The sequence below is a fragment of the Hymenobacter persicinus genome (assembly GCF_004167665.1).
GTDB classification, from domain to species: domain Bacteria; phylum Bacteroidota; class Bacteroidia; order Cytophagales; family Hymenobacteraceae; genus Hymenobacter; species Hymenobacter persicinus.
Genome location: NZ_SEWE01000006.1, coordinates 44994 through 67576 on the forward strand (window position 1 = coordinate 44994; position 22583 = coordinate 67576).

A 22583-nucleotide genomic window follows, 5' to 3' on the forward strand; every position below is an offset into this window, starting at 1 on the left:
TCCGGCCCGGCACTATCTACTTTTGCCCATGTCCCTTCCCACTTCCTCCCCCGACCTGACTCTGACCACCTCCGACGCGCTGTTTACCCGCGCCAAAGACCACAGTCCCGGCGGCGTTAACTCGCCCGTACGGGCCTTCCGGGCCGTGGGCGGCCACCCCGTGTTTATGCAGTCGGCGAAGGGCGCGTGGCTGACCGACGTGGATGGCAACCAGTACCTGGACTTTATCAACTCCTGGGGTCCGATGATTCTGGGCCACGCCCCGCAGGTGGTGCTCGACGCGGTGCAGGGTGCTATTCAGAACTCACTCTCGTTTGGCGCCCCCACCCGGCGGGAGGTGGAAATGGCCGAGCTCATCAAGAAGATGGTGCCCAGCATCGAGAAAGTTCGCCTCGTCAACTCGGGTACGGAAGCGACCATGTCGGCTATTCGGGTGGCGCGGGGCTTTACGGGGCGCGACAAGATCATCAAGTTTGAGGGCTGCTACCACGGCCACGGCGACTCCTTCCTGATTGCGGCCGGCTCCGGCGCCCTCACCCTGGGCACCCCCGATTCGCCCGGCGTCACCGAGGGCGTGGCCCGCGACACCATCACGGTGCCCTACAACGACCTTGAAGCTACCCGGGAGGCCATCAAAGCCAACAAAAACCAGGTAGCCGCCCTGATTCTGGAGCCCGTAGTCGGCAACATGGGCCTCGTAGCCCCGGCTGAAGGCTACCTGCAGGGCCTGCGCGAGCTGTGCACCGAGCACGGCATCGTGCTGATTTTCGACGAGGTGATGACCGGCTTCCGCTTAGCCCGCGGGGGCGCCCAGGAACTCTACAACATCACGCCCGACCTGACCACGCTCGGCAAGATCATCGGGGGCGGCATGCCCGTGGGTGCTTACGGCGGCCGCCGCGACATCATGGACTGCGTGGCCCCCGCCGGCAAAGTTTATCAGGCCGGCACGCTTTCCGGCAATCCCATTGCCACCGCCGCCGGCATTGCCCAGCTCACGTATTTGCAGGAGCACCCCGAGCTCTACACCGAGCTGGCGCGCATCACTACCCGCCTCGCCGACGGCACCCGGCAGATTGCCGCTGACATGGGCCTGAACTACACCGTCAACCAGGTGGGCTCGATGTTCAGCGTGTTCTTTACCGACAAGCCGGTGCACGACCTCGAAGACGCCAAAACCTCCGACACCGAGGCGTTTGGCCGCTACTTCCGGGCCATGCTGCACCGCGGCATCTACTTGGCCCCGGCCCAGTACGAAACCCTGTTCGTATCGACGGCCATGACCGACGAGCTGGTGGACCGCTACCTGGACGCCTGCCGCGAGTCGATGCGCGAAGCCCACGGCCTGTAAGGCTTAGGCTGTAGCGGATGGCTGCTCACTTGGGCCATCCGGAGTCAATTGCAGGACCTTATCCGGTCAGGACGAGTCGTTGGTACGATGGTCGTTCTGGCCGGATGAGGTCCTTTGCGTTGCCTATCCGGCCAGGTCGCCCAACAGACTCCGCACTGCGGTCCGCAAACAGTTTTTCGCCCGGGCTTCCGAACCAGACCGCCAACCGGTTACCTTTGCGGCAAAACTGCTCCGCCGCTATGCTCCGACTTCGCCTCTTGTTTCCGGTATTTTTCCTGTTGTGCGTGGCTTTTCCGGGTCCGCTGCGGGCTCAGACCGAAGCTCCCGCTGTGGCCAACAAGCGCCTGTTTGACCGCACCGTGGACGAGCTCAACTTCCGCACGATGGAAACGGTGTACGACAAGTCGTTTACCCGCAGCAAGTTTCCGGTGGCGCTCCGCTCCCACTCCGCCCGTCGGCAGTTCGACGGCTTCGGGGCCAATACGGACCTGAAAAAGCTGTTCCAGAACTACAACGACGCCTCGGAGCGCTTCAAAAACCGCTTCGGCAAGGGCCGCACCGACCTGGTGGAGTTCGAGAAGCAGCTGCGCAGCATCCTACTTGACAAGAACTTCGAGTTTTTCATCCACAACCTGCCGCGGGATGAGCGGGTGGCCCTGATCCGGGCCGAAGAGCGGGTTATCAAGCAGGCCGCGGCCCAGTTCAACGCCTCCGAAGATCCGGCCCCCGAGGATCTGGCTGCCGACGGCGCCGCCGTACCTCCCGCCGATGCTGGCGCCGAGCCCCCCGTTACGGCCCCCATCGAAGACCCCACGCCCCAGCCCGAAGCCCGCGCGGAATCGGCTACGGCCCCGGTTATTCGGTCCCCCGAAGCCGCCGCGCCCTCCCACCACGACTGGCTCGACTACCTGACGTTGCTGCTGGCCGCCGGATCTACGTGCATGCTGGCCCACATGCTGCTGAACGTGCTGCCCGACCTGCGCGCCCGCCTCGACGGCCTAGCCGAGGAGCTCGAAGAACAGCGCCCCGACCCGAGCCGCCCGAAGCGGCGCCCCGCCGGCGCTTTGCCCGAAGACCGGTACGAGGACGAGGACGCGAACTAAGTCCGTTCTGAACCGCTTCGCCCCTGCATTATCCATTTCCACCCGAACCCATGATTCTGACCGACCAGCAGATTCTCGCCGAAATAGAGCGGGGCAACATCGTCATCGAGCCCTACGACCCCAGCTGCCTGGGCACGAACTCCTACGATGTGCACCTGGGCCGCTACTTGGCCACCTACCGCGACGCCGTGCTGGACGCCCGCAAGCACAACGAAATTGACGTGTTTGAAATGCCCGCCGACGAAGGCTTCGTGCTCCAGCCCGGGGTGCTCTACCTGGGCGTGACGGAGGAATACACCGAAAGCCACGCCCAGGTGCCGTTTCTGGAGGGTAAGTCCAGCGTCGGCCGCCTCGGCATCGACATTCACGCCACCGCCGGCAAGGGCGACGTGGGCTTCTGCAACACCTGGACCCTGGAAATTTCCGTCACCCAGCCCGTGCGCGTCTACCCCGGCATGCCCATCGGCCAGCTGATCTACTTCGCCGTGCAGGGCGACGTGCAAACCTTCTACAACCGCAAGGCCAACGCCAAATACAACGACCGCACCGACAAGCCGGTGGAGTCGATGATGTGGAAAAACGAGTGGTAGGGTTATAAAACCTTGTCCTGGCGGGGGGCGAAGCGCGGCGCTGTCAGCCCAGCCTACTTCCCGCCGTTGTTGACGGTGCACCTCAGAAAAGCCCCGGTTCTGCCCCAGACCGGGGCTTTTTCGTGTTCTGGTGGCGCGGCGGCCGGGGTCGTAGAATATAACTGCCGGCGGGCAATGCGGGCGCCGTCCGGTGCGTTCTGACGCGGGGCCGTAGGCTGGTCACCCGAACTCCCTGGCACAGTTTTTCGTTAGTAAAGGCACAATGGCCTTGGTAAGGTGCTATGCGCCGGCCCGGGGTCCTCACGGATTTGTCAAGCAAACGGTTCTATATCATGAGAAAGTCACTTGCTCTCGGCGCACTGCTTCTGGCTGCCACGCTCGGCGTTCAGGCCCAGCAGCCCTCGCTTGTTCAGCCCCAGGATAAAACGCAACCCTCACCCCGCCTCTCCGACGTACAGGTCCGCGCCAAGCGCCTCTCCGACCAGATGGCCCGCGACCTGCGCCTCAATGGCTACCAGAGCACCAAGCTCCGCGCCATCAACGAGGACAAAGTTTCTAAGATGGCCGCCATTGAGCGCAAAAACGCCGGCAACGCCAAGCTGATCGACGAGCAGTGCGGCTTGGTCTGCAAGGAGCGCGACCAGGAGCTGCGCGCCGTGCTGTCCACGGACCAGTACAGCGACTACTACGACTCCCGCTCGGACTTCTATAAGTTTGATAAGGACTATGCGGCCCGCGTAACCAACTCCAACTTCGTTAACTCGGTGCAGAACCCGCTGCCCGCCAGCAGCCGGGGCGCTACCATCGGGCCCGCCACGCCCAAAGCCCGGACCACTGGCGCTTCCGCCGTACGGGGCCGCTAGGCTCACCGGCAAACTCTATAAAAAAGCCCCGCTGGAATTTCCAGCGGGGCTTTTTTATGCGTTAAGCGCAAGCGGCGAAGCTAGTTGCTGCCGCCTTTTTCGGCTTCCTCGTTGATGTGGTTCATCAGCTCCTGGCACAGCTCACGCATCTTTTTCACCATCACGGTGTCGGAGGTGGCAGTTTGCAGGCTCTCGGCCATGGCCCCGATGGTGTCGACGTAGAAGTGCTTCATCTCATCGACGGGCATGTCCTTGGTCCAGAGGTCAATCTTCATCGTGCCGGCCTGGTCCCGGTCCCAGAGGGCAATGTTGATGGCCTTGGCGAAGTGAATATCGGGGCCCGCATCGGTGGCCTGCCAGCTGATGGCCTCGGGCACCTTCTGGTCGTCGAGGGCAATGCTGAAGCGGATTTCGGATTTTTTCATCGGAAGGATGTTCTTGTAAAAAAGTGTGTCATCCTGAGCTTGCGAAGGACCTTATGCCCGTTGAACGAGTCGTTGATACGCCGGCCGTTCGTTCGTGATAAGGTCCTTCGCAAGCTCAGGATGACAGATTGTTCTGTTGGGCTCTGAAAACCGTCCTTACACGTAGTTGTTCAGCATCACCGGCATGACCAGCATCAGGATGCTTTCGTTGTCGTCGGGGGTGGTGGGCATGAGCAGGCCGGCGCGGTTCGGGGTGCTCAGCTCCAGGGTGATTTCCTCGGAGTCGATGTTGGACAGCATCTCGGCCAGGAAGCGGGCGTTGAAGCCGATTTCCATGTCTTCGCCGTCGTACTGGCAGGGCAGTTTCTCGTTGGCCTCGTTGCTGAAGTCGAGGTCCTCGGCCGAAATGGTCAGCTCGGAGCCGGCCAGGCGCAGGCGCACTTGGTGGGTGGTCTTGTTGGAGTAGATGCTGATGCGCTTCACCGAGTTCAGGAAGTCGGCGCGGCTGATGATGAGCTTGTTCGGGTTCGACACCGGAATAACGTTCTCGTAGTCGGGGTACCGCTCGTCGATCAGGCGGCACACGAGGCGCATCTGGTTGAAGCTGAAGAAGGCGTTGGAGTTGTTGAACTCCACGCGCACGGTGGTCGCCTCGGAGGGCAGCGCGCTCTTGAGCAGATTAAAGGCCTTGCGCGGGATGATGAGGTTGGCGGTCTGCCCGGCGCCCACGTCGGAGCGGCGGTAGCGTAGCAGGCGGTGGCCGTCGGTGGCCACGAAGGTCACCTGGGCGTCGGCGAGCTGGACGAGGATACCGGTCATGGCCGGGCGCAGCTCGTCGGTGCTGACGGCGAAGATGGTCTTGTTGATGGCGCGCGACAACGAGGACGACGGCATCTCAATCGGGGCCGAGCCCTTCACGACCGGTACGCGGGGGAAGTCGGTGGCATTCTCGCCGGCCAGCTTGTAGCGGCCGTTCGAGGAAGCAATTTCGATGGTGTAGGTTTCCTCGTCCAGGGTGAAGGTCACGGGCTGGTCGGGCAGGTTTTTGAGCGTATCGAGCAGGATGCGGGCCGGGGCGGCAATGCGGCCACTCTCGCGGGCTTCCACCGGCAGCTCGGTAATCATGCTGGTTTCCAGGTCGGAGGCCGTAATCGTCAGCTTGCCGTCCTCGATTTCGAAGAGGAAGTTCTCCAGAATCGGCACCACGGGGTTGTTCGTGACCACGCCGTTGATGCTCTGGAGCTGCTTGAGCAGGGCGGAAGACGAGACGATAAACTTCATAGGAACGGGGGTTGTCGGGCGTTTTGGGAAGACGACAAAGATAGGGAACCGCGGCGGGGTTTTCTAGCGCCCCGGCGGCAGAGAATCCCGGCCTTTCGGCGGGCGCCGGCCACCGTACCCAACCCCCCCGTCGGCCACCCGCGCAGCTTCAGGTAACCTCAACCATTGCGCGTTCCCGGCAAAGCCCCGTACTTCGCAGTTCGACCGTTTTTCGTTGCCCCGTATGTCTGTTGCCCCGCTCTACCACTTGGTTTACCAAAGCACCGCCACCACGCCCTTCACCGAGCCGGAGCTGGAGGCCTTGCTACGGCAGTCGCGGGCCTGGAATACGGCCCACGACCTGACCGGCGTGCTGCTTTACAGCCACGGCGAGATCATGCAGGTGCTCGAAGGCCCGGAGGAGGAGGTGACCTCCATTTTCCGCCGCATCGAGCAGGACTACCGCCACACCGGCGTGGTGAAGCTCGCCGACGGCCCGATAGCGCAGCGCAATTTCTCGCAGTGGAGCATGGGGTTCCGGGCCGTGAACTCGCGGGAGTTTGAGCACCTGGCCGGCTACCAGCGCCCGGGCCAAACGGAGTACTTCACCTCAACCGCCGATGCCGGCAGCGACGCCCTGCACACCGTGCTGGCGACCTTCGTGACGGAGGGAGAAATCCGGTATTAGCCGAAGGACGTAACATTTTCTTTTGTAACATTCTATATTGTTACAACAAAAATTGTTACGTCTTTTCCTCTCACCTCACTCCTTCCCGCGTGGCTGACTCCATCCGAACCCAATTTGGGCTAACCCAGGAACGAATGGCCAGCTGGCTAGGGCTAGGCCGCGTAAGTGTGACGCTGGCCGAGCAGGGCCATCGGTCGCTGCCCCATAGTGCCGCCCTCCAGGAAGCCCGCCTGACCTTTGCCAGCCTGGGCCGGGTGCTCGACGCGGCCGGGCAGACCCAGCCGGCCCCGCCTCCCCTGCCCCCACCCACTCCGGACCCGGAGCCACTGCTGGCCCGTCTCGACTACTGCCAGCACCACCTGCGCAATCTGCGCTACAAGCTGAAGCTGATGCAGACCCGGGCTGTGCCTTTCGAGGCCCGCCTGAAAGCCCTGCCCGCCCTGCGCGCCTGGACCGGTCCTGTCCGCAACCCCGCGCTGGAAGAAAACTGGCTGGCCCTGTTTGAAGCCGAAGCCCAAAGCGGTTTGCTCGACGACTGCGGCGCGGGCCCCCAGAAGCTGCTCGAAGCGCGCATCGCCGGGCTGGAGCGGGAGGCCGAGGTGCTGGGGAAACTGGTGGAGCAAACGCCACCGGCTTTCTAAAACCGCGCGTAGCGCCGCTTGCGCCGCCAGGCCCGCACGGCGCCGAAGATGCCGAGTAGCAGCAGCGGCGCGCCGAGATTCAGCAGCTGCCAGCTGCGGCGCTGCTCCTGGGCTTTGAGCTTATCCAAGGGGCGCAGGGTGATTTGCTTGCCGCGCACCGAAATCAAGCCGCTTTCGTCGAGCATGTAGTCGACGGCGTTGAGCACCAGCTCGCGGTTGGCAAATTCGGTGTTGGCCAGGCGGTCGAAGCCCAGGCGGTAGGGCTGGCCGGTCTTGGCGTCGATTTCGGAGCGGATAAAGTCGCCGTCGGACAGCACCAGCACCTTCGAGGGCTTAGCCTGCGGGGATTTTGCGGGCTGAAACTCGGTGGTGCCGGGCGCGGCGCGGTTGGCGTAGAGCGAGCTGAACTGCCCTTCGAGCAGGTAGCCCACGGGCTTGAAGCTTTGCTTGTAGAGCTTCTGCTCGGGCTCCAGACGGGCGTCGTTGAGGTTGATGGGCACCGGCGAGGGCAAGACCCGGGTGTAGCGCGACGTAAACAGCAGCGGCGTTTTGCGGATGCCCACGGCCTTCACCGTGTCGAGGGAGCTGACGAACTTGGTGTACACCGCGTCGAGGTTGCGGGTGATGGGGTGCTGGCTGAAGTTGTTGATGAGCGGGTAAAACTGCCAGGGCATGGGCTCCACCTTGGGCTTGTCGCCGCTCATGCCCGTGATGAGCGGAATCACGCCCGAGTTCAGGTCGAGCAGCAAATCGGGGTTGACGCGCACGCCGTACTTGAAGAGCAAATCGTCGAGGCCGAGCTGGAGGGGGAAAGACAGCATGCCGCCGCGGTTGGCGCTGTCCAGGTTCACGCGCATGGCGTCCACGAAAAACAGCGCGTTGCCGCCCTCGGTGATAAACTTGTCGAGCTTGAACTTCTCGGGCTCGGAGTAGGCCGTGGCGGGCTTGGCTACGATAACGGCGCTCAGGCTCTGCATGTCCTGGGGGCGCACCTTGTTCAGATCCACGCGGAACACGTCGTAGTACTGCTGCAACGAGCCGATGAGGTCGCCGGCCTCCACGTTGCTCAGCTCGCCGTGGCCTTCGAGCACGCCAATGCGCTTGCGGGTGCCGGGCGTGAGCTTGCGGATGGCGCTGGCCAGCTCGTATTCGAGGCCCTCGATGCTCTGGTTGAGGCGCACGTCGGAGGGCGCGGCTTGGTTGCCGCGCAGCAGCAGCACCTGCTCCTCCTTGCCCCCGGCGGCCACGGTGGCCCAGGGGAAGATGATTTTCTCGACCCGCTTGCCGTTTTCGTTGGCCCCGAGGTTGGTGGGCTTCAGGCCTTTCTTAAAGAGCGACGCGTAATACTCGTTGCGGGCCTTTTCGGTGGCGGCCGCCGAGGGGTCCACGAAGACGTAGTGCAGGTTGGCGCCGCCGTAGACCTGCATTTCATTGAGCGTTTCGCGCACCGACTGCTGCAGGCGCCGAAACGCGGGCGGAAAGTCGCCGTCGAGGTACACGGTTACGGTCACGGGCTGCTTGAGGCCTTCGAGCAACTGCCGGGTGGCCGGGGCCATGGTGTAGCGCTTTTCCTGGGTCAGGTCGAGGCGGAAGAAAAACTGCTGGCCGATGAAGTTGAACAGCAGCAGCAAGCCGACCACGGCCAGAAAGCGGAGCCAGTCGCGGCGGCGGCGGGAAGCGTTGGGGTGGGCAGAAACTTCGGTGGTATCAGAAGCCATACGTGGCAAATGTTTTAGAGCTAACGGCTCCCCTCCGCAGCTGAGGAGGGGTTGGGGGTGGTTGATGGTCGTTGCGTATTTACCAAAGCAACGAGTCGTTCAACGATTTTACCACCCCGCCCTGCGGGCACCCCTCCTTGAAAAAAGGAGGGGAATTCGTTCTTTACCAATTCCGGCTTTGCAGCACCAGCCGGGTGGCCAGCAGCAGAGCGGCAACCAGGGAAAAGAAATAGGTCAGGTCGCGGGAGTCGATGAGGCCCTTGCTGATGTCGCGGTAATGGGCGGCAATGCCGAGCTGGCTGATGTAGTAGGCCGGGGCGCCGTCGAACACCGAGGCCAGGGAGTCGAAGCCCGAGTACACCAGAAAGCAGCCCACCACGGCCACCAGGAAGGCAATGATTTGGTCCCGGGTAATGGCCGAGGCGAAGATGCCGATGGCCGCAAACACCGCCGCCAGCAGGGCCAGACCCAGGTAGGAGCCCACGGTAGCAGCCGAATCGATGTTGCCGACCGGCGCGCCGAGCTGGTACACCGAGTAGTAGTAGAGTAGCGTGGGCACCAGGGCCAGCAAGGCCAGCAGCAGGCAGGCCAGGTACTTGCCCCCGATAATCTGCCCGTCGGTGAGCGGGCGGGTGAGCAGCAGCTCGATGGTACCGGCCTTTTTCTCCTCGGCGAAGGTGCGCATGGTCAGGGCCGGAATCAGGAACAGGAAAATCCAGGGCGCGATGTTGAACAGCGTCTGCAGGTCGGCAAAGCCGTAGTCGAGCACCGAGCTGTCCGGGAAAACCCACACGAACAGGCCCGTCGCCACCAGAAACACGCCCAGCACCACGTAGGCCACGGGCGAGTTCAGGAAGGAGTTGAATTCTTTGCGAAGGATGGCAAGCATTACGAGAACTTTGGTTTGTTTTTCAAAGCATTTTCCACTGGATAACTTATCGAACATTCGCTTTTCAAAAACAGGTAGAAATATGAATACCAGACCATACCTAGGATTATAAAGTGATTTTGATTCAAAAAATCAGTTTTTGAATATGGCGCAGAAAACAATAGATACATTGAATACAATGCTACAGTAACAATAATTATCCGGTTATAAATTTTACTTACTTTACCAAGCATAAAAAAATATGCCAATACCGTAGTTAAAATATAACAAAAGGATATTTTACTAGCTTTTTCAATAGAAAACAGCGAATCATTGTCGGGTTCTACGCTAAAAAAACCCAGGTAAAGTAGAAGCAATCCAGAAATCAAGAAAATAAGTGCAACAGCTTTGAGCTGAGGAAGCATAACCCAGACAGAAGACCAGAGGTAAATAATCATACCTCCGACTAATCCATATGATATAATACCTGGAATCCAACTATAGCTACTTCCTTTCAGATTAAATTGAAGAAAGTTTAATACGGACAGATTATCAATAAATACTTTATTTCTCAACAGCCCAAAAACGCCTATTGAAGCCAAAAAAGTAACAGGAATTAACAACGCAAGGCTTTGCGCTATCTTCCTTGTAAAATATGGCTTGACCTCATTAACCTGCATATATCTATTTCGTCAACGCCTGAAACACCTGCTCCAGGCTTTGCTCTTCCTGCCTTAACCCGAGCAGAACCCAGCCCTGCTGGGCGGCGAGGCGGGAAATGGCCCCGCGCTGGTCGGTGCCGGCGGCGGCGCGGATGCGGTAGGTGTTGGCGCCCTCGGCTTCCACCCGGCTGATGCCGGGCAAGGCCAGCAGGGGCGCCGGGTCGATGGGCTGCTCGAACTCGGCGCGGATGATGGTTTCGCCGGCCGCGCCCGCGCCCAGGTCGGCCACCGGGGAGTCGGCCACGAGCTGCCCGCGGTTGATGATGACCGCGCGGCTGCACAGGGCCGTGACTTCGGGCAGAATGTGGGTGCTGAAAATGACGGTCTTATCCTGGCCCAGCTCCCGAATCAGCTGGCGGATTTCCTGGATCTGGTTGGGGTCGAGGCCGGTGGTGGGCTCGTCGAGGATGAGCACGCCGGGGTCGTGAATCAGGGCTTGGGCCAGGCCCACGCGCTGGCGGTAGCCTTTCGATAAAGCCCCGATAAGCTTGTTCTGCTCCCGGCCCAGCCCTACCCTATCCACCAGCTCCTGCACCCGGCGGCGCAGCGCGGCCCCGCCGAGCCCGTGCACCGAGCCGATAAATTCGAGGTACTCGTGCACGTACATGTCGAGGTAGAGCGGGTTGTGCTCGGGCAGGTAGCCCACCCGCCGACGCACTTCCAGCGCGTCGGTCAGCACGTCGAAGCCGTCGATGCGCACGGTGCCCGCCGTGGGCGGCACGTAGCCAGTGGCAATCTTCATCGTGGTGGACTTGCCCGCGCCGTTCGGCCCCAGGAAGCCCAGGATTTCGCCCTTGCCCACCGTGAAGCTGATGTTGTCCACGGCATGCTGGATGCCGAAGATTTTGGTGAGGCCTTTTATTTCAACCATTTTATGAGTTGCCAGTTGCCAGTTGCCAGTTGCCGGTTGTTCATTGTCAGTTGTCAGTTGTCAGTTCTTGAACGACCTAACAACTAGCAACGGACAACGAACAACTCATTTCTTGGGCTGCAAAGGTCGCATTTCTACTTCCGAAATCAGCACCCCGGCCGGAGTTTCCAGCGCGTGCACGATGGCGGCGGCCACGTCCTGGGCCTGGAGCTTGTGGGGGTTGGGCACGGCGCCGGGCGTGGCCCCGGTGAAGTTGGTTTCCACCGAGCCGGGGCTCAGGCAGGTGACCTTGATGCCGTCGTGACGCACCTCCTTGAACAGCGCCTCCGAAAAGCCCCGCACCGCAAACTTGGTGGCGCAGTAGCCGGCCATATTTTCGCTGCCTACGGTGCCGGCCAGGGAAGCCACGTTGATGATGTGGCCCAGCTGCTGCTTTTTCATCTGCGGCAGCACCGCCCGGCAGCAGTAAAAGGTGCCGTGCACGTTGGTGTCGAACATTGTGCGCCAGTCGTCCCCGGCGAAACCATCGACAGGGCCCATGATGCCCACGCCGGCGTTGTTGATAAGCACGTGCACCTGCTCGCCCACTTCCCGGTGGGTATTCACGTAGGCTTCCTGCACCGACACTTCACTGCGCACGTCGCACTCAATGAACTGAAACCGCTCGTGCTCCAGTCCTTCGGGAGCCGTACGGCCCCAGCCGGCAACGATGGCGCCCTTGGCCAGCAGCGCCTCCGCCGTAGCCCGGCCGATTCCTTTGCTGACGCCTGTGAGAATAACTATCTTGCCGGTCAGGTCCATATTGCGCGTGATGTTTCGGATAAAAAATGTGCTGCAAGGTAACGCTGCCCGGCGGCTTTTGGGTGCGGGCGCTACGCTCGGCGCCGTACTGCTACTGGCCGCCTGCGGCAAAGACCACGAAACGGACTGCCTTAAAAGCACGGGCAAGGTGACCACCGAGCGCCGGGAGCTGGCCCCCTTCCGCATCCTTACCGCTAACGACAATGTCGACGTGACGTTGGTGCAGGACGCGGAAACCTACGCCGAGGTGCGCACGGGTAAGAATCTGCAGGAAGACATTGAACTCACGGTCAGCAACGGGCAGCTGGTGATTAAAAACACCAGCCGCTGCAACTGGATGCGTCGTTACGACACGCCCCGGGAAGTGACCCTGCACCTGCCCCGCCTGCTCGACGTGCGCCTGCACGGCCAGGGCAACGTGCGCACGGCCGGTAATTTTCGGGCCGACACGCTGTTCTGCCACCTCGTGGGCGCCGGCGACTTCGACCTCGACATCAGCAGCCACTACCTCAACCTGGACATGTACGAGCTCGGCGACGTGAGCATCCGCGGCCGCGCCGACGATGCCAAGCTGCTGGTGGGCGGCAGCGGCACGCTCCGCGCCCAGGGCCTGCAAACCCGGCAGTGCTCCCTGCGCCTGACCAAGGACTCCGACGGCGACGCGTTTGTCTCGTTTGCGGAAGCCCTCTTCGGCAGCCACGCCGGCACCGGCACCGTCCATTACCAGGGCAACCCCGCCCAAGTCAGCCTCCAGGTGACCGACAAGGGCAAAGTACTCCAGGGCAACTAGTGGAATGGGGAATTACGGCCACGAGCAATTCCCCATTCGCAGCTCATTCCTTTATATGTCGCCCAGCTGAGGGCGAATGAGCAGCTCCTCCACCACGGCCTGGGGCGAAAGGGAATAAGCCCCGAACACGGCTTCGGCTACGTCCTCAGGCTTGATAAACCGCTCGGCGGGCAGGTCGGCGCCCTCCCAGCTGGCCGTGAGCGTGGCCCCGGGCAGGATGGCCGTCACCCGCAGGCCGTGCTCCTTGAGCTCCTCGCGCAACACCTTGGTCATGCCGTAGAGGGCAAACTTGGCCACGCAGTAGGAGCCGCCGTTGGGGTAAGCCATGATGCTGGCCGTGGAGCACATGTTGAAAATATGCCCCGTGCGGCGCTGCATCATGGCCGGCAGCAGAGCCCGGGTCAGGTCGTAGGCGCTGTACAGGTTCACGTCTATCATCTGCCGGAGCTGGGAGCCGTCGGTGGGCTCATCCTGCAGGCGGCCGGGCACGAAGGCCCCGGTGTTGTTGACCAGCACCTCAATCGGGGCGCCGAAGCGCTGCACAAATTCGGCGAAGCGGGCAGTTTCGGCGGCCTGGCTCAGGTCGGCGGCCAAGGTGTGCACCACGGCGCCGGGAACTTGCTGGGCCAGGGAGGTTGTGAGCGTGGCCAGGTCGGCGGCCGAGCGGGCGCAGGTCACTACGGCGAAGCCTGCCTGGGCAAAGCGGGTTACCACGGCCCGCCCAATTCCTTTCGTACCACCCGTTACGACGATATATTTTTGCATTCCTTTGCTTCCGGTTGAGGTTTTTACGTAAGGGTAGCGGACCCGCTTTCCGGCTGGGGCCACTATTCCCTTCCGGCGCAAGTTTCCGCTTTCTTTCTTCTGTTTTTCGATTTTATGGTCAAAACCTTCGGCGAGTTCCTGATTTTCATGCAGAGCATGCTGGTCCGGAAAGAGCGGTTTGCGGTGCTCTGGCAGCGCACCCTCGATGAAGCCATCCTCATTGGCATCGACTCGGTCTTTATCGTCTCTATCGTTTCGGCCTGTATCGGGGCCGTTACCTGCGTCCAGATTGCCTACAACCTCGTCAACCCGCTCATTCCAAAGTCGACCATCGGCTTTATGGTGCGCGAAATGACGATTCTGGAGCTGGCCCCCACCATTACCAGCATCGTGCTGGCGGGCAAAGTGGGTTCCAGCATTGCCGGCGGCCTGGGCACGATGCGCATCACCGAGCAGGTGTCGGCCCTGGAAGTGATGGGCATCAACTCGGCGTCCTACCTCGTGCTGCCGCGCATCGTGGCGGCCATGCTCATGTTTCCCCTGCTCGTGATTCTGGCCATGGTTTTGTCCATCACCGGCGGCTACCTGGCCGGCACGCTTTCGGGCGCCATGTCGGCCCAGGAGTACGTGGAAGGCATCCGCACCGACTTTGTACCCTACAACATTGCCTTTGCCCTGATCAAGTCGGTGGTATTCGCCTTCCTGGTGTCGGCCATTTCTTCGTTTAAAGGCTACTACACCGAAGGCGGGGCCTTGGAAGTCGGCGCGGCCAGCACCGGGGCCGTGACCAACTCCATTATTGCCATTCTGCTGGCCGACTACGTGCTGGCCGCCGTTCTGCTCTAACTCCCATGATTGAGATTCATAACGTCCAGAAATCCTTTAACGGCAACCCAATTCTGCGGGGCATCGACTGCGTGTTTGAAACGGGCAAGTGCAACCTGCTGCTTGGCGGCTCGGGCACGGGCAAAAGCGTGCTGCTGCAGTGCATTGTGGGGCTGATGAAGCCCGATATCGGCAGCATCACCTTCGACGGCACCGTGTTCACCAACAACAAGGTGGACATCAAGCAGGAAATCCGCCGCAAAATCGGGATGCTGTTCCAGGGCAGCGCCCTGTTCGACTCGATGACGGTGTTTGAAAACACCGAGTTTCCGCTCAAGATGCTCACGCCCGAGATGACCCGGGAGGAGCGCCGCGACCGGGTGGAGTTCTGCCTGAAGCGCGTGGGGCTGGAAAACGCGGGCAACAAGATGCCCTCCGAAATTTCGGGCGGCATGAAAAAGCGCGTCGGCATTGCCCGCGCCATTGCGCCCAACTGCACCTACCTATTCTGCGATGAGCCCAACTCCGGCCTCGACCCGGCCACCAGCATCAAGATTGACGAGCTGATTCACGAAATCACCCACGAGTACGGCATCACCACCGTCGTCATCACCCACGACATGAACTCGGTGGTTGAAATCGGGGACCACATCATCTTCCTGCACAAGGGCCAGAAACTCTGGGATGGCAACAAGGACGAAATCCTGAATACCACCGTACCCGAGCTCAAGGAGTTTATTTTCAGCAGCAGCCTCGTGCGCGCCGCTAAAAAGGTGGACGAAGAATCCGAGGGCGGCCTCGCGGCCATCGTCGACGAAACCCTCAGCGACGAGCAGGCCAACGAGCGGGCCGGTTAAGGCTGGCCTATACTAATTTAAAAAAGCCCTGCCGCTTCCGCGCGGCAGGGCTTTTTTACGCCTTTGCTCAAGACTATCCTTGCGGGTGCAGGCTTTGCACGTGGGCCAGGTGGTGGCGGCCGTGCCAAGCGTAGAGAGCCAGCGTCTGCTCCAGCGTGGAGGTCCGGTCGTTGCCGGGGTGGTAGAACGTGCGCTGCCACTGCTCCTCGCTCAGATGGTGCAGCAGATTGACCCAGCGCGTGTGCAAAGCCTCGAGCAGAGTCAACGACACGGTGATGGGTGTGGCGGCCACGTCGGGCAACTCGGCCCAAGCAGCCTCGTCGTAGGGCCGGATGGTAGGGTTTTGCTCGGTCAGCGCCAGGCGGAAGCGGGTGTAGGCGTTGATGTGGGAGTCGGCCACGTGGTGAATTACCTGCCGGCCGGTCCAGCCCCCAGGGCGGTAGGGCTTCAGCAGGGCCTCGCCCCCGGCCGCTTTGGCGGCGGCCAGCAGCTGGGCCGGCAGCTCGGCTAGCTGGGTGATATAGGCCGTGCGCTGGGCGACACTCAACGGCTGAGTGGGTAGCTGCGGATGCCCGATAGGATAGCGTAGGTGCTCGTCGGTAGGGTTCGTCATGGCAGCAAAGTAAGAAGAAAAGGCTGCCCCGGGGTCGGGACAGCCTTTTTAGTTGGAGTCGAGCTTCGGGCTTAGCCGTTGCGCTTGTTGAGTTCGTCGCGGATTTTGGCGGCTTTCTCGTAGTCTTCCTTTTCGAGGGCCTGGGCCAGCATCTTGGTCAGCTCGTCGAGCGACACCTGCCCGCTCGGGTCGCGGGGCGTGGGCTCGGGCTTGCTGCCGCCGCCGGTGAGGTCGTCATCCTCGTCCTCATCGTCGTCGTCCGCGTCGTCGGCATTCTCGTCCAGGTCGCTGAGGATGATGCCGGCTTCGCTGAGCACGCTTTCCACCGTGAAAATAGGCACTCCGAAGCGCAGCCCGATGGCAATGGCGTCGGAAGGGCGGGCGTCGAGCTCGAAGGTAGTGGCCCCGTCGGTGCAGACAATCTTGGAATAGAAGACCCCTTCCTTCAGATCCGAAATCAGAACCTCCAGCACTGCCACGTGCACGTGCTCGGCAAACGACTTAAACAAATCGTGGGTGAGCGGACGGTTAGGGCTTATCTTTTCAATCTGAATAGCAATGCTTTGGGCCTCGAACATGCCGATAATAATCGGCAGGCGCCGGTTGCCGGTCTTCTCGCCCAGAATCAGGGCGAAAGAACCAGACTGCGACTGGCTGGACGACAGGCCCAGAATTTCAAGCTGGATTTTTTTCAAGGGTCTTGGGACTTAGCTTCCGCGGACCTGCGGCTGGGGTCGTTGGGACTTCGGTTGCGGCCTTACTTACGTACAAAGAAAGTAAAGGCCCTGGAATAGGCGGGGGAAAAGGCAAAAAAATTGGGAACCCGCAAGCACCCGGCGCGGGGCCAGGGTCCGGGTTCCCAACTTTCGGGCGGCTTAGCCCAGCTCTTTTACGGCTTGCGTCAGCTTGGGCAGCACGTCGAATACGTCGCCCACAATGCCGTAGTCGGCGGCCTTGAAGAATGGCGCCTCGGGGTCCTTATTGATAACCACAATCACCTTCGAGGAGTTGACGCCGGCCAGGTGCTGGATGGCGCCCGAGATGCCGCAGGCACTGTACAGGTTCGGCGACACGGTGATGCCGGTCTGGCCCACGTGCTCGTGGTGGGGGCGCCAGTCGACGTCCGACACGGGCTTGGAGCAGGCCGTAGCCGCGCCCAGGGCCTTGGCCAGGTCTTCGATGAGGTGCCAGTTTTCGGGGCCTTTCATGCCGCGGCCGCCGGAAACTACTTTATCGGCTTCGGGCAGCAGAATGCCGCCGGCTTGGTCCTGCATCACCACCTGCTTGGGCGCATCGGCGAAGTCGGCGTCGGTCAGCGAAGCCGAGAAAGCCTCCACCGTGGCCGTTTTGCCGGCCTCATGCAGGGCCTCGATGGAGTTTTTCTTGACGGCAATGATTTTCCGGTCGCCGGACAGCACCACGTCGGCAAAGGCTTTGCCCGAGAAGGCCCCGCGCTTCACCGTGAACGAGCTGCCGTTGGCTTTGGGCAGTTCCACCACGTTGGTGGCCAGGCTGGCCTTGAGACGCACCGACAGGCGCGAGCCCACCGAAGCGCCGATGTTGGAGTTGGCCAGCACAATCACCTGGGCCTGCTCCTTGTCGGCGGCGGCGGCAATGAGCTTGGTGTAGGCACCATTGACGAAATCCTTCAGGCGGGGCTCGGCGTCGTAGAGCACCTTGCTGATGCCCTGCTCGCCGAGCTGGGCCAGGTTGGCTTCGGTAGCTACGCCCACGGCGACGGCCGTGGCCGTCGTGCCGAGCATCTGGGCTACCTGGCTACCGTAGGAAGCCACTTCCAGCGAAGACTTCTTTACTTCGCCATTATCACATTCAACAACTACTAGAACGGACATATTCTTGGTTTTTTGTTTTTGGTTCTTGGTTTTTGGGAAGTTCCAATAGGCGCTGGAATCAGAAATCAGCCGAGGCCAAAAACCAAAAACCAGCTACCAAAAACCAGCTAGATAACCTTGGCTTCGTTGCGGAGCAGCTTGATCAGGTCGCCGGCCGACTCGGCCGGGATGAGCTTCACGCCCTGCTTCTTGGGGGGCAGCGCGTACTCGGCTACCTCGGTGCGGGCACCTTCGCCCACGGGCTCCACCACTTTCAGCGGCTTGGTGCGGGCCGTCATGATGCCGCGCATGTTCGGAATGCGGGGCTCGCACATCGGCTGCTGGCAGGAGGCCACGAAGGGCGCGGCTACCTCGACAATTTCTTTACCACCTTCAATTTCGCGCTCCAAGGTGGCCGTGCTGCCGCTCATGTCGAGCTTCATGGCCGGGGCCACGGTCGGGATGCCGAGCAGCTCGCCCACCATGCCGTGCACCTGGAAGCCGTTGTAGTCGATGCTTTCCTTGCCCATCAGAATCACGTCGTAGGCGCCTTCCTTGGCAATGGCGGCAATCTGCTGGGCCACGAAGTAAGCATCCTTGGGCGCGGCATTAACGCGGATAGCGTCGTCGGCGCCGATGGCCAGGGCCTTGCGGATGTTGGGCTCGGTGTCGGCCTCCCCCACGTTGAGGACGGTAACGGTGCCGCTGCCCTGGGCTTCTTTGAGCTCAATGGCGCGGGTCAGGGCGTATTCGTCCCAGGGATTAATCACGAACTGCACTCCGGCCTTGTTGAACTCCTTGTTATCGGGCGTGAAGGTGATTTTGGTGGTCGTGTCGGGTACGTTGCTGATGCAAACGAGAAACTTCATCTACGGCTGCTTGTGATGGAAGATAAACTACGGGAAAGCCCCTAATTTCGGGCGAAGATACAGAAAACTACCTCCCGATGGATACCACGCCCACGCGCCTGCAGCAACTCCTAGGCTTTTATGCCGATGATCCGAACGACCCGTTCACCATCTACGCCATTGCCACCGAGTACCGGGCCACGGAGCCCCACCGGGCCCTGACTTACTACCAAAAGCTGCTGGACGAGCACCCCGGGTACGTGGGCACTTACTACCACGCCGGCAAGCTGCTGGAGCAACTGGAAAAGCCTGAAGAGGCCGAAAAGGTTTACCGCCGGGGCCTGCAGGTCAGCCGCCAGGCCGGGCAGCTGCACGCGGCCAGTGAACTACAGCAAGCCCTAAACTCGCTGCTGGGCCTGGATTACGAGGATGAATAACGCCGCGGGCCGATGAAAATCCTACTCGTGGAGGACGAGCCCAAGGTGTCGGCCTTTATCCGGCGCGGGCTCGAGGAAGAGCACTTCGAGCTCGACGTGGCCTACGACGGGCACTACGGCCGGCAGCTGGCCCTCAACAAGGGTTACGACCTGATTATTCTGGACGTGATTCTGCCCGTGCTCAGCGGCATCGAGGTGCTGCACGCCATCCGCGCCCAGGATCAGCAGGTCCCGATTCTGATGCTCACGGCCCTGGGCACCACCACCGACAAGCTCAAAGGCTTCGACGGCGGCGCCGACGACTACCTGGTCAAGCCCTTCGACTTTCCCGAGCTGCTGGCCCGGGTCCGGGCCCTGACCCGCCGCCGCGGGCAGGAAACCAAGGGCGCCCTGCTCACCCTGGCCGACCTGACCATGGACACTTCGGCCAAGACCGTGACCCGCAACGGCCAGCCCATCAAGCTCACGGCCCGGGAGTTTGGGCTGCTCGAGCTGTTTATGCGCCACAAGGGCCGGGTGCTGAGCCGGGCCGAGCTGGCCGAAAACTCCTGGGAAGACTCCTTCGACGCGGGCTCCAACGTCATCGACGTGTACGTAAACTACCTGCGCAACAAAGTCGACAAAGGCTTTTCCCAGAAGCTCATCCACACCGTGGTCGGCATGGGCTACGTGCTGCGGGAAGAAGATTGAGTTGCCAGTTGCCAGTTGCGTGTTGCCAGTTCGTTCAACGATTACTGACAACTGGTAACTCGCAACTGGTAACTCGCAACTCAAAACTGGCACCTGAAATAATGACCATTCGGAACCGGCTCACGTGGCTATTTGTGGGGATTGTGGCGGTGCTGCTGCTGGCGGCCATGTCGGTTATCTACATCCTGCAGGCCGACTACACCCACGAGGAGTTTCACCAGCGCCTGCGCGACCGGGCCGAAGTGACGGGCTACGTATTTTTGGAGCAGGACGAACTGCGGGCCGAGGCCTTCCGCGAGTTTCAGCGCCGCTACCTGCGCACGCTCACCGGCGAGGTCCTGCAGATCTACGACGCTCAGCTCCACCCCCGCTTCATTGAGCAGGACAAGCGCATTCAGATTTCGGACGAAATCCTGACCCGTATCCTGACCGAGAAGGAGGTGTACTTCGACATGGCCAACCGCCAGGCCGTGGGCATTTTCTACCGCGACAATCAGGGCGAGTACATCATCGTGGCGGCCGCCGAAAACCACTCCGGCCGGGCCCGCCTCGAGCACCTGGCGACTATTCTGGCCTGCATCTTCGTGGGCAGCCTGGTCATGATTTACGTGGCGGGGCGGGTATTTTCGGGCCGGGCCCTGGCGCCCATTGCCGCCGTCAACGACCAAGTGGACCGCATCACCGCCCGCGACCTGCACCTGCGCGTGGATGAGCGCCTGAGCACCGAGCAGGACGAAATAACCCGGCTGGCCCGCACCTTTAATAGAATGCTGGAGCGGCTCGAGGAAAGCTTTGAGGGCCAGCGCACCTTCGTTTCCAACGCCTCCCACGAGTTGCGCACCCCGCTTACGGCCACCATCGGGGAACTCCAGGTGCTGCTGAATCGGGACCGGGACCCGGCGGCCTACCGCGAAGCTCTGGGCTCGGTACTGGCCGAGCTACAGCAGTTTAAATCCCTGATCAACAACCTGCTCGAACTCACCCAAGCCACCGACTCCGCGGCTGGCGCCGACGAAATCCGCCTCGACGAGCTGGTGTGGGAAGCCCGCGAGGCCGTGGCGCCCGCCCAGCGCCCCCGGGTGCAGATTACGATGGCCGAGCTGCCGCCCAGCCCCGAACGGATGGAAATCCGGGGCAACCGCCAGCTGCTCAGCCGGGCCTTCACCAACCTGCTCGACAACGCCTTGAAGTACTCGGGCACCCAGCCGGTGGCCGTGCGCTTCGCCTTTGAAGACGGGCACGTGCGCGTGCGCATCACCGACCAGGGCATCGGCATTGAGGAAAAAGACCTGGGCCAGATTTTCCAGCCCTTCTTCCGGGCCGCCAACGCCCGCGGCGTGGTTGGGCACGGCGTGGGCCTGCCCCTGGCTAGGCGCATCATCGAGCTGCACGGCGGGGAGCTGCGGATTCAGTCGGAGCCGGGTCGGGGCACGGTGGCCGAGGTCTGCTTTTAGCCGGACCGGGCGTGGCCGGCCGGGCGGCCCAGCCTCTTTTTTACTTTTTTTCAGCGAAAAGAATCTTCGTTGGGAAGCCCCAAAAGCAGTTTTTGAAAGAATTTCGCTTTTCTAATGCGGTTCTAATGTGGCTCTAATTCCGGCCTAATACTGCCCCAGTACACTTGCATATCCAACCCCGAATTCCGGATATGCTTCGCTCCCGCTTTCTGCTTTTTGCCCTTCTGCTCCTCGCCGGCACTGCCCGCGCCGGAGCCGCCCCCGCTCCCATCGAGCCCGACACCGCCTCGCTCACCCTGCCCGACGCCGAGCGACGCTTTGTGGAAGGCAACCTCTCGCTGCTGGCTCAGCAATACAACGTGTCGGCGGCCGAGGCCCTGATTCAGCAGGCCCGCGTCTGGGACAACCCCACCGTCTCGATTGAGCAGAACACCTACAACCAGGTGACCCGCAAAACCCTGGACGTGACCCGCACCGGCCAAAGCATTGTGCAGGTGCAGCAGCTGTTTGCCTTGGCCGGCCGCCGTAAGGCCGCCGCGAACGTGGCCCAGCAAAACGCCTTGGTCGAGCAGTTCAACTTCCAGGATTTGCTGCGCCAGCTGCGCTACCAGCTCCGCACCACCTTTTACGACCTGTATTTCAAGCAGCGCAGCGTGGCCGTCTACGACCAGGAAGTGGCCTCGTTCCGGCACACGGTCAGCCTCTACCAGGGGCAGTACGCCAAGGGCAACATCGCGCTAAAGGAAGTTATTCGCCTCAAGGCCTTTCTGTTTCAGCTCGAGAATGAACGCCACCAGCTGCTCTCCGACATTGCCGCCGAGCAAACCGACCTGCGCGTGCTGCTCCACGATGATTCTGGCGTCTACTACCGGCCCGTAGCTTCGCTCGACCGGCTGCGCGGGCTGAGCCTGAACGGCTACTCCGAGCAGCAGCTGGCCGATACCGCCCTGGTAGCCCGCGCCGATGTGCGGGCCCGGCAGGCCGCCGTGCAGCAGCAGAACCAGAACCTGCGCCTGCAGCGCGCCCTGGCCACGCCCGACCTGGCCGTAGGCTACGTCTACGACCGGGCTGGTTCCTACATTCAGAACTACAACGCCCTGACCCTGGGCGTGGCCGTGCCGCTGTTCAACCGCAACCAGGGCAACATCCGTTCGGCCCGGGCGCAGGTAGAAGTAACCAAGGCCCAACTCAGCCAGCAGCAGCTCGTGGTGCGCAACGACGTGCAGGAGGCCTGGCGCCTGGCCCAGCAAACCAGCCTGCTGCTGCAAGGCACCGACGGCACCACCGGCGACTTCGACCGGCTCATGGGCGGCATCGAGCAGAGCTACGCCAAGCGCAACCTGACCATCGTCGAGTTTCTGGACTTCTACGAAAGCTACAAAAACAACCTCGTGCAGCTCAACAACCTGCGCGCCAGCCGCGTGCGGGCTTTCGAACAACTCAACTACGCCGTCGGCCGCCCCCTCTTCAAAGCCGAGTAGACTTTAGGGTTTATGGCCTTGGGGCTAAGATTTTTCGCCCCTTCTCTACCGCCTAAGCCCTGATTCCCAAAGCCTGATTTCTAAGACCTC

The 22583-nt window shown here is 61.6% G+C and carries 24 protein-coding genes; 13 read left to right on the forward strand and 11 right to left on the reverse strand.

Translation table 11 applies throughout. From position 1 onward, the window contains the following. Positions 1-28: 28 nt before the first annotated feature. From hemL to EWM57_RS04375, 4 genes are all read left to right on the forward strand, one after another. The gene (hemL, locus tag EWM57_RS04360; RefSeq protein WP_129919911.1) at positions 29-1351 is read left to right on the forward strand and encodes a glutamate-1-semialdehyde 2,1-aminomutase; all 1323 of its coding nucleotides are present in this window, start codon (positions 29-31) and stop codon (positions 1349-1351) included. Between the two features lie 239 nt (positions 1352-1590). Beyond that, on the forward strand, positions 1591-2454 hold the full coding sequence (locus EWM57_RS04365; RefSeq protein ID WP_129919912.1) for a hypothetical protein: 864 nt from the start codon (positions 1591-1593) through the stop codon (positions 2452-2454). A 50-nt stretch (positions 2455-2504) separates the two neighbouring features. After that, entirely contained in the window at positions 2505-3044 is a 540-nt protein-coding gene (gene dcd, locus EWM57_RS04370; RefSeq protein ID WP_129919913.1) for a dCTP deaminase, read from the forward strand. Positions 3045-3376: 332 nt separating this feature from the next. Beyond that, positions 3377-3907, forward strand: coding sequence for a hypothetical protein (locus tag EWM57_RS04375; RefSeq protein ID WP_129919914.1), 531 nt, complete (start codon positions 3377-3379; stop codon positions 3905-3907). 80 nt (positions 3908-3987) lie between these two features. Here the strand turns inward: EWM57_RS04375 and gldC are convergent, their stop codons facing one another. Further along, entirely contained in the window at positions 3988-4332 is a 345-nt protein-coding gene (gldC, locus tag EWM57_RS04380) for a gliding motility protein GldC (protein ID WP_129919915.1), read from the reverse strand. 156 nt (positions 4333-4488) lie between these two features. Then, positions 4489-5613, reverse strand: coding sequence for a DNA polymerase III subunit beta (gene dnaN, locus EWM57_RS04385; protein ID WP_129919916.1), 1125 nt, complete (start codon positions 5611-5613; stop codon positions 4489-4491). Between the two features lie 223 nt (positions 5614-5836). On the opposite strand from dnaN, the gene EWM57_RS04390 reads away from it, so the two are divergent. Then, complete coding sequence (locus EWM57_RS04390; RefSeq protein WP_129919917.1) at positions 5837-6280, forward strand: BLUF domain-containing protein; 444 nt, start codon at positions 5837-5839, stop codon at positions 6278-6280. Between the two features lie 134 nt (positions 6281-6414). Next, positions 6415-6921, forward strand: a complete 507-nt coding sequence (locus EWM57_RS04395) for a hypothetical protein (protein WP_129919918.1) — start codon at positions 6415-6417, stop codon at positions 6919-6921. Here the strand turns inward: EWM57_RS04395 and gldG are convergent. The 4 genes from gldG to EWM57_RS04415 all read right to left on the reverse strand — a co-directional run bounded on the left by gldG (position 6918) and on the right by EWM57_RS04415 (position 11901). Continuing rightward, on the reverse strand, positions 6918-8639 hold the full coding sequence (gene gldG, locus EWM57_RS04400) for a gliding motility-associated ABC transporter substrate-binding protein GldG (protein ID WP_129919919.1): 1722 nt from the start codon (positions 8637-8639) through the stop codon (positions 6918-6920). The two genes, EWM57_RS04395 and gldG, sit on opposite strands and share 4 nt — an antisense overlap. A gap of 163 nt (positions 8640-8802) precedes the next feature. Continuing rightward, the gene (gene gldF, locus EWM57_RS04405) at positions 8803-9528 is read right to left on the reverse strand and encodes a gliding motility-associated ABC transporter permease subunit GldF (protein ID WP_129919920.1); all 726 of its coding nucleotides are present in this window, start codon (positions 9526-9528) and stop codon (positions 8803-8805) included. A gap of 663 nt (positions 9529-10191) precedes the next feature. Then, positions 10192-11100: a gliding motility-associated ABC transporter ATP-binding subunit GldA gene (gene gldA / locus EWM57_RS04410; protein WP_129919921.1), complete on the reverse strand. Its 909-nt coding sequence runs from the start codon at positions 11098-11100 to the stop codon at positions 10192-10194. A 105-nt stretch (positions 11101-11205) separates the two neighbouring features. Next, positions 11206-11901: an SDR family oxidoreductase gene (locus EWM57_RS04415; RefSeq protein ID WP_129919922.1), complete on the reverse strand. Its 696-nt coding sequence runs from the start codon at positions 11899-11901 to the stop codon at positions 11206-11208. 58 nt (positions 11902-11959) lie between these two features. Here EWM57_RS04415 and EWM57_RS04420 point away from each other — a divergent pair, with 58 nt between their 5' ends. After that, positions 11960-12691, forward strand: coding sequence for a head GIN domain-containing protein (locus EWM57_RS04420; RefSeq protein ID WP_165370411.1), 732 nt, complete (start codon positions 11960-11962; stop codon positions 12689-12691). A 51-nt stretch (positions 12692-12742) separates the two neighbouring features. On the opposite strand, the gene EWM57_RS04425 is transcribed toward EWM57_RS04420, so the two are convergent. Then, complete coding sequence (locus EWM57_RS04425; RefSeq protein WP_129919924.1) at positions 12743-13456, reverse strand: SDR family oxidoreductase; 714 nt, start codon at positions 13454-13456, stop codon at positions 12743-12745. Positions 13457-13570: 114 nt separating this feature from the next. Here EWM57_RS04425 and EWM57_RS04430 point away from each other — a divergent pair, with 114 nt between their 5' ends. Both EWM57_RS04430 and EWM57_RS04435 read left to right on the forward strand, forming a co-directional pair. Next, the gene (locus EWM57_RS04430) at positions 13571-14302 is read left to right on the forward strand and encodes an MlaE family ABC transporter permease (RefSeq protein ID WP_129919925.1); all 732 of its coding nucleotides are present in this window, start codon (positions 13571-13573) and stop codon (positions 14300-14302) included. Between the two features lie 5 nt (positions 14303-14307). Continuing rightward, complete coding sequence (locus EWM57_RS04435; protein ID WP_129919926.1) at positions 14308-15138, forward strand: ABC transporter ATP-binding protein; 831 nt, start codon at positions 14308-14310, stop codon at positions 15136-15138. 73 nt (positions 15139-15211) lie between these two features. On the opposite strand, the gene EWM57_RS04440 is transcribed toward EWM57_RS04435, so the two are convergent. From EWM57_RS04440 to EWM57_RS04455, 4 genes are all read right to left on the reverse strand, one after another. Further along, on the reverse strand, positions 15212-15751 hold the full coding sequence (locus EWM57_RS04440; protein ID WP_129919927.1) for a YfiT family bacillithiol transferase: 540 nt from the start codon (positions 15749-15751) through the stop codon (positions 15212-15214). Between the two features lie 71 nt (positions 15752-15822). After that, positions 15823-16446 carry a bifunctional nuclease family protein gene (locus tag EWM57_RS04445; protein ID WP_129919928.1) on the reverse strand — a complete coding sequence of 208 codons (624 nt, stop codon included), beginning with the start codon at positions 16444-16446 and terminating at the stop codon, positions 15823-15825. 180 nt (positions 16447-16626) lie between these two features. Beyond that, on the reverse strand, positions 16627-17604 hold the full coding sequence (locus tag EWM57_RS04450) for an electron transfer flavoprotein subunit alpha/FixB family protein (protein ID WP_129919929.1): 978 nt from the start codon (positions 17602-17604) through the stop codon (positions 16627-16629). A gap of 107 nt (positions 17605-17711) precedes the next feature. Continuing rightward, positions 17712-18452 (reverse strand): electron transfer flavoprotein subunit beta/FixA family protein, encoded by a 741-nt coding sequence (locus EWM57_RS04455; RefSeq protein ID WP_129919930.1) that lies wholly within the window; start codon positions 18450-18452, stop codon positions 17712-17714. A 77-nt stretch (positions 18453-18529) separates the two neighbouring features. Between EWM57_RS04455 and EWM57_RS04460 the strand changes: the two genes are divergently transcribed. From EWM57_RS04460 to EWM57_RS04475, 4 genes are all read left to right on the forward strand, one after another. Next, positions 18530-18868, forward strand: coding sequence for a tetratricopeptide repeat protein (locus EWM57_RS04460; protein WP_129919931.1), 339 nt, complete (start codon positions 18530-18532; stop codon positions 18866-18868). 12 nt (positions 18869-18880) lie between these two features. Further along, positions 18881-19558 (forward strand): response regulator transcription factor, encoded by a 678-nt coding sequence (locus tag EWM57_RS04465; RefSeq protein ID WP_129919932.1) that lies wholly within the window; start codon positions 18881-18883, stop codon positions 19556-19558. Between the two features lie 101 nt (positions 19559-19659). Next, a complete protein-coding gene (locus EWM57_RS04470) occupies positions 19660-21012 on the forward strand; it encodes an ATP-binding protein (protein ID WP_129919933.1) in 1353 nt (450 codons plus the stop codon). 191 nt (positions 21013-21203) lie between these two features. Next, positions 21204-22493: a TolC family protein gene (locus tag EWM57_RS04475; protein WP_129919934.1), complete on the forward strand. Its 1290-nt coding sequence runs from the start codon at positions 21204-21206 to the stop codon at positions 22491-22493. The last annotated feature ends 90 nt before the right edge of the window (positions 22494-22583 follow it).

Coding starts and splice junctions, on each gene's coding strand:
- hemL (WP_129919911.1), top strand. CDS start 29: ATGTCCCTTCCCACTTCCTCCCCCGACCTGACTCTGACCACCTCCGAC.
- EWM57_RS04365 (WP_129919912.1), top strand. CDS start 1,591: ATGCTCCGACTTCGCCTCTTGTTTCCGGTATTTTTCCTGTTGTGCGTG.
- dcd (WP_129919913.1), top strand. CDS start 2,505: ATGATTCTGACCGACCAGCAGATTCTCGCCGAAATAGAGCGGGGCAAC.
- EWM57_RS04375 (WP_129919914.1), top strand. CDS start 3,377: ATGAGAAAGTCACTTGCTCTCGGCGCACTGCTTCTGGCTGCCACGCTC.
- gldC (WP_129919915.1), bottom strand. CDS start 4,332: ATGAAAAAATCCGAAATCCGCTTCAGCATTGCCCTCGACGACCAGAAG.
- dnaN (WP_129919916.1), bottom strand. CDS start 5,613: ATGAAGTTTATCGTCTCGTCTTCCGCCCTGCTCAAGCAGCTCCAGAGC.
- EWM57_RS04390 (WP_129919917.1), top strand. CDS start 5,837: ATGTCTGTTGCCCCGCTCTACCACTTGGTTTACCAAAGCACCGCCACC.
- EWM57_RS04395 (WP_129919918.1), top strand. CDS start 6,415: ATGGCCAGCTGGCTAGGGCTAGGCCGCGTAAGTGTGACGCTGGCCGAG.
- gldG (WP_129919919.1), bottom strand. CDS start 8,639: ATGGCTTCTGATACCACCGAAGTTTCTGCCCACCCCAACGCTTCCCGC.
- gldF (WP_129919920.1), bottom strand. CDS start 9,528: ATGCTTGCCATCCTTCGCAAAGAATTCAACTCCTTCCTGAACTCGCCC.
- gldA (WP_129919921.1), bottom strand. CDS start 11,100: ATGGTTGAAATAAAAGGCCTCACCAAAATCTTCGGCATCCAGCATGCC.
- EWM57_RS04415 (WP_129919922.1), bottom strand. CDS start 11,901: ATGGACCTGACCGGCAAGATAGTTATTCTCACAGGCGTCAGCAAAGGA.
- EWM57_RS04425 (WP_129919924.1), bottom strand. CDS start 13,456: ATGCAAAAATATATCGTCGTAACGGGTGGTACGAAAGGAATTGGGCGG.
- EWM57_RS04430 (WP_129919925.1), top strand. CDS start 13,571: ATGGTCAAAACCTTCGGCGAGTTCCTGATTTTCATGCAGAGCATGCTG.
- EWM57_RS04435 (WP_129919926.1), top strand. CDS start 14,308: ATGATTGAGATTCATAACGTCCAGAAATCCTTTAACGGCAACCCAATT.
- EWM57_RS04440 (WP_129919927.1), bottom strand. CDS start 15,751: ATGACGAACCCTACCGACGAGCACCTACGCTATCCTATCGGGCATCCG.
- EWM57_RS04450 (WP_129919929.1), bottom strand. CDS start 17,604: ATGTCCGTTCTAGTAGTTGTTGAATGTGATAATGGCGAAGTAAAGAAG.
- EWM57_RS04455 (WP_129919930.1), bottom strand. CDS start 18,452: ATGAAGTTTCTCGTTTGCATCAGCAACGTACCCGACACGACCACCAAA.
- EWM57_RS04460 (WP_129919931.1), top strand. CDS start 18,530: ATGGATACCACGCCCACGCGCCTGCAGCAACTCCTAGGCTTTTATGCC.
- EWM57_RS04465 (WP_129919932.1), top strand. CDS start 18,881: ATGAAAATCCTACTCGTGGAGGACGAGCCCAAGGTGTCGGCCTTTATC.
- EWM57_RS04470 (WP_129919933.1), top strand. CDS start 19,660: ATGACCATTCGGAACCGGCTCACGTGGCTATTTGTGGGGATTGTGGCG.
- EWM57_RS04475 (WP_129919934.1), top strand. CDS start 21,204: ATGCTTCGCTCCCGCTTTCTGCTTTTTGCCCTTCTGCTCCTCGCCGGC.